At 59.8% G+C, this 2,942-nt stretch carries 3 protein-coding genes; all 3 read right to left on the reverse strand.

Annotated elements, in window-relative coordinates; genetic code table 11:
- Positions 1–26 precede the first annotated feature (26 nt).
- Entirely contained in the window at positions 27–1,562 is a 1,536-nt protein-coding gene (gene tnpC / locus AC5ZGW_RS45630) for an IS66 family transposase (protein ID WP_130231737.1), read from the reverse strand.
- Between the two features lie 72 nt (positions 1,563–1,634).
- The gene (tnpB, locus tag AC5ZGW_RS45635; protein ID WP_456644980.1) at positions 1,635–1,991 is read right to left on the reverse strand and encodes an IS66 family insertion sequence element accessory protein TnpB; all 357 of its coding nucleotides are present in this window, start codon (positions 1,989–1,991) and stop codon (positions 1,635–1,637) included.
- A complete protein-coding gene (tnpA, locus tag AC5ZGW_RS45640; protein ID WP_130231739.1) occupies positions 1,988–2,860 on the reverse strand; it encodes an IS66 family insertion sequence element accessory protein TnpA in 873 nt (290 codons plus the stop codon). The genes tnpB and tnpA overlap by 4 nt, the downstream gene beginning before the upstream one ends.
- Positions 2,861–2,942: the final 82 nt, after the last annotated feature.

Here is a 2,942-nt window from a genome sequence, read left to right on the forward strand (position 1 = left end):
GTATGCGTCCACCTGCTGCAGGTTAGTCAGGTCTTGACATGATTGTTCGATCTCCAGGCCCAGGGCAGCAGTTCGTCGAGTCGGTTGATGGCGTGGCCGTGCACCATTCGAGTGAGCACGTCACGCAGGTACTCGTAGGGTTCAACATCGTTGAGTTTGCAAGTTTCGATCAGCGAGCAGAGAACCGCCCATCTGTCGCCGCCGCCATCGCTGCCCGCAAACAGGTGGTTCTTACGGCCGAGCGCCACGGGTCGGATAGCGCGTTCGACTGGATTTGTGTCGAGTTCAATGCGACCGTCCTGCAGGAAGCGCGTCAATCCCTCCCAACGCGAGAGGGCATACCGGATCGCCTCAGCAAGTGTGCTTGTTGCGGGCAGGCGTGGAAGGTGTGCTTCGAGCCAGGAATGAAGTGCCTCTACGATCGGTTTCGAGAAGGAGCGCCGCTCAGCGAGTCGATAGGCAGGAGATTTTCCGCGGACCCGCGCATCAATTGCATAGAGTTCTCCGATCCGACGCAAGGCCTCCGCCGCAACAGGCGATCCGGTAGCTTCGACGATCTCGTAAAACTTGCGTCTCGTGTGCGCCCAGCACGCAGCAAGTACGACGTCACCATTGCTGGTCAAATGTTCGAAGCCAGCATAGCCGTCAACGTGCAGGACCCCTTTGAACTGCGTAAGATGGGATACAGGACGCTGCGCCCTGCGATCCGGCTCGAACAGATACACTGCCGCCGGCGGCTCTGGTCCGCTCCAGGGTCTTTGCTCCCGGACGTACACCCACAGTCGTCCGGTTTTTGTTCGCCCGCGGCCAGGATCGAGCACCGGAACCGGTGTGTCGTCGGCGAACAGATGACCGGAGGCAAACACGTTTTTGCACAGTCGCTCGTGCAGAGCTTCCAGCCACCAGCACGCGCCGCCAACCCATCCGGCCAGCGTCGAACGACAGAGATCAACACCGTGTCGAGCGAAGATCTGCGACTGTCTGTAGAGCGGGGTGTGATCGCAGTACTTGCTGACCAGCACGTGGGCGAGCAGGGCTGTTGTTGCCAATCCGCCAGCGATCGGTCTCTCCGGCGCCTCAGCTTGCACGACCTTGTTGCAGGTACGGCAGGCATATTTCGGGCGTGTGATCCGCACTACGCGAAGCTGAGCCGGCACCCAGTCCAGCATCTCGCTGACACTCTCGCCAATCGCATGCAGAGGGCCGCCGCAGCACCCGCAGCTTTCACAATCGACATGGAGCACCACGTCTTCGCGCGGCAGATGCTCGGGCAGTGGTTTGCGCTTCGGACGCGGATTCGGAGGTCGCGGGACGGCAGTCGCCGAACCCTGATCGGCCTCGACGGCGGCAACATCGACGCCAAGATCTTCAAGCCCAAGGGCGAGTTGACCAGCATCGAGGCGCTCGGAACGACGCCCATATTGTGCTCGTTGAAGCTGTTTGATGATCGACTGGAGACGCTCGATCTCGCTGTCTCGATGCTGGACAGTCTCTGCAATATCCCGCACCAAACGATGAAGAAGCGTTGTGTCCGATGGCAAGTTATTGAGATCGAGCTGCATGTCCGAATCTACTCGAACATGCCGATTCGAGGAAGCAACTTCGCTATATTCTATGCGGGTTTCTGTGATTTCTTAGCCTGCGATTGCAGGTCGCCATCGACGCTCCGGCGTGCGCCAATCGATGCCTTCGATCAACATCGCAAGCTGCGCTGGAGACAACGTCACGGTGCCGCCAGGATCGGTCATTCTCGGCCAGATGAAGCCACCTTGATCGATGCGCTTGGTGAACAGGCAGAGCCCATTGCCATCCCAAAACAGGATCTTCAGTCTGCTCGCATTCCGGCCACGGAAGGCGAACAGGTGGCCAGAGAACGGGTCCTTCTTGAGGTGTTCCTGGATCAGGGTAGCGAGCCCATCAAGGCCCTTGCGCATGTCGGTATAGCCCAAAGCCAGGTGCACTTTCACGCCGGCCGGCACGATCATCATCATGCCGTCTCCTGTTCGGCAACATGTCGCCGCACCGCATCCGGATCGCAGCCGATCGGTGCGAACACGCGGCGCCCATCGTCCAATTCGATAACCTTCATGCCGTCGGGCGGCTGCAACAGATCGTTCAGGACGAGCGTTGCGGATTGCGCTCCTGCGACCGTCACAGCCGCCAAGTTCGCCCGCCCTCGCTTGCTGAACCCGAACTGTACCCGCCACCGGAACAACATGCTGGTGACGATGTCGTGGCGCCGGCAAACCTCTGCGGCGGTGGCGCCGGGGAGCTCGGACTCGGTCACGATCGCGACCTTTTCCTCGTCACTGAAGCGACGTCGGATGGCGCGTCCGTCGTTCGGCGGATCGACAGTTGGTGCATCTGTCAAGCGGCTCCCGACGCGAGACCCCTTAGCAGCGCTGCTAGCACCAATGCTTATTAGTGGGCGGGCGCTCGGATGAAGTTGCGCACGCCAGTCGATTTCGACCTCGTTGGCGTCGATCAAATCGCGCCATCGCCTCAGGCTGTGCTGCGATATGCCATGTGCCTTGGCATACGCTTGCATGCTCAGACCGCACCATCTCATTGCTTCAACGTGCATCGCCCAGAACGCTTGCACGGCTCTGCAGCGGAGGTCCTTCGATACTGGAGCCCGCGTCTTCCGGAGTCGCTCCCGACGTTCTTCCCGATGCAATTCCGTTCGTATTTTCAGAGCTTCGGCGTCAATCAGATGCCGCAGCCACCGATCAAATGTACCGCCACTGAGACGATGCTGACGACAATATTTGCGCTTGCTGAGACCGCTTCGTCGCCAGGCTTCAACGTGTACCGACCAAAAAGAGCGACGCGCTTCGTTCTTGAAATATTCCGTACCCACCGGAGATCCTCCCTTGCAGCAAGGAACCCGATATGGAACGCCAACGCACTCTCGGGAAGTCGTGCAAGATTCCGACGCTTAC

The organism is Bradyrhizobium sp. Crot121, assembly GCF_059512385.1.